The organism is Aminobacter sp. P4_H6_2 (assembly GCF_056400805.1).
Genome location: NZ_JBFUKO010000879.1, coordinates 1 through 1,733, shown reverse-complemented (window position 1 = coordinate 1,733; position 1,733 = coordinate 1). Strand labels below are relative to the sequence as shown.

Sequence of the window (1,733 nt, the reverse complement as noted above, 5' to 3'; positions counted from 1 at the left end):
GCCGCCAAGCGGTTGTCGATATCGGCGCATGACGGCTTCACCCGCGCGATCTGGCCCGTGCACACGCCCTTCGATGGCGATTTGGTGTTTGCGCTGGCGACCGGCACAAGCGGGATAACGGTGGACCAGGGCGACGTCGTCGACTTCTTCGCCGCTGCCGCCTCGACAATGGCTCGGGCAATCGCACGTGGGGTGCATGAGGCAACCGCTGYTGTCGGCGATATCATGCCAGTGTGGTCGGCRCGCAAGGGATGACCCAAAACCCTTTATTGACGGTATCTTAGCGCTTTCGCCTGAAAAACTGATTCAACCGGGAACGAGAGGGATTGCCGTGAATTCGATCAAGCTTCTTTGCCTCGCTGGCCTGTCGCTGTTTGCCGCATCGCAGCTTGCCCATGCCGGCGACGCGGCCGACCTCAACGTCCTGGGTTTCAGCGCCGACGGCAAGATCTTCGCCTTCGAGGAATACGGCATCCAGGACGGTTCGGGCTTTGCCTATGCGAACCGCTTCTACATCGACACCGCAACCGACACGTTCCGGCCCAACACGCCGGTGCGCGTGCAGTTGGAAGACGAGAACGTCGGCCTGCAGGCGGCGCGCGACGAGGCGCGGGCGCGCGGCGAAAAGGCCCTCAAGGATGAGGTGCTGGCCGCCAATCGCGGCCGTCTCGTAGGCTTCAACGCGGTGACCGAGATCAGCGCCGATCCGCACAAGATCGTGGTCAATCCGCGCCCGGTGTTTCCACCGATCGACCCGCAGCTCGAATTCCGGCTCGAAGAAATTTCGCTCGGCGAAATCGAGCGCTGCCCCGGCATCGGCCCGGTCAAGGGTTTCAAGCTGGTCCATGTCGGCGACGGTGGCAAAACCGATGTGCTGCAGGAAGACAAGGATGTGCCGCTGAGCCGCGGCTGCCCGACCGGCTACCGCATCGGCGGGGTGCAGACCTTCTTCGGCGAAGGCGGGGCGATGACCTATGCCGTGCTGATCACCGTCATCCGCCACGGCTTCGAAGGCCCCGATCACCGCTGGCTAGCGGTGACAGGCCGGACGTGAACGACGACGCGTCGATGACCGTTGGCACAAGCCTGCCGGAAAGCTCGAAAGCGCCGCGCGCCAGCGCGAGGCTGCGCCAGGCACTGCCCTCATTGCGCCTGGCAATTGCCGGCTCCGTCGTCTGGGGTCTTGCTATGGGAGCGAGCGCGCTCGTGACGCTGTTGCTCGATCGTTGGGAAACACCTGTGGGTGTTCGCATCGTCGTGCTGCTGTTTGCGCTCGGCGGCGCTGCCGCCTTTCCGATCGGCTGGACCCTGGCGCGGCTGCTCTCGCGTGGACGCCGGCCCGAGGCGGCCTTCGCCGCCGCTTTCGTTTCGCTCGGCGTGGCGACCATCGGCCTGACGGCCTTTTTCTACGCGCTGCAATATCGCAGTTACTATGCCGAATGGCATGCCGCGCCGTTCACCATCACCTGGGTGTTCCAGTTCGTCTTCACCGGGCTTGTCGCGCTCTATCAATTCGCCGTTTTGGGCCTCCGGCTCTATTTTCCCGGCGGATTCGTTGCCCTTTTCACTGCTGCACTGTGGTTTGCCGCCCGTTCGCGTTGAGCATTGCGCCTAGCTCTGTTAGGGGAGCCGCAACGAAACCGAAGCTGGACACCCCGCCATGATCCCTCGCTATTCCCGGCCCGAGATGGTCGACATCTGGTCTCCCGAAACCCGGTTCCGCATCTGGTTCG

At 63.8% G+C, this 1,733-nt stretch carries 3 protein-coding genes; all 3 read left to right on the top strand.

The genetic code is table 11. The features are described 5' to 3' along the window. On the top strand, positions 1-255 hold a 255-nt coding region (locus AC1DUU_RS31240), incomplete at its 5' end, for a P1 family peptidase (protein ID WP_476787181.1). 76 nt (positions 256-331) lie between these two features. Then, complete coding sequence (locus tag AC1DUU_RS31235; RefSeq protein WP_476787180.1) at positions 332-1,054, top strand: DUF2259 domain-containing protein; 723 nt, start codon at positions 332-334, stop codon at positions 1,052-1,054. 14 nt (positions 1,055-1,068) lie between these two features. Further along, a complete protein-coding gene (locus AC1DUU_RS31230) occupies positions 1,069-1,602 on the top strand; it encodes a hypothetical protein (protein ID WP_476787182.1) in 534 nt (177 codons plus the stop codon). Positions 1,603-1,733 lie beyond the last annotated feature (131 nt).

Excerpts from the sequence above, each read along its gene's own strand:
- AC1DUU_RS31230 (WP_476787182.1), top strand. The coding sequence starts at position 1,069 with ATGACCGTTGGCACAAGCCTGCCGGAAAGCTCGAAAGCGCCGCGCGCC.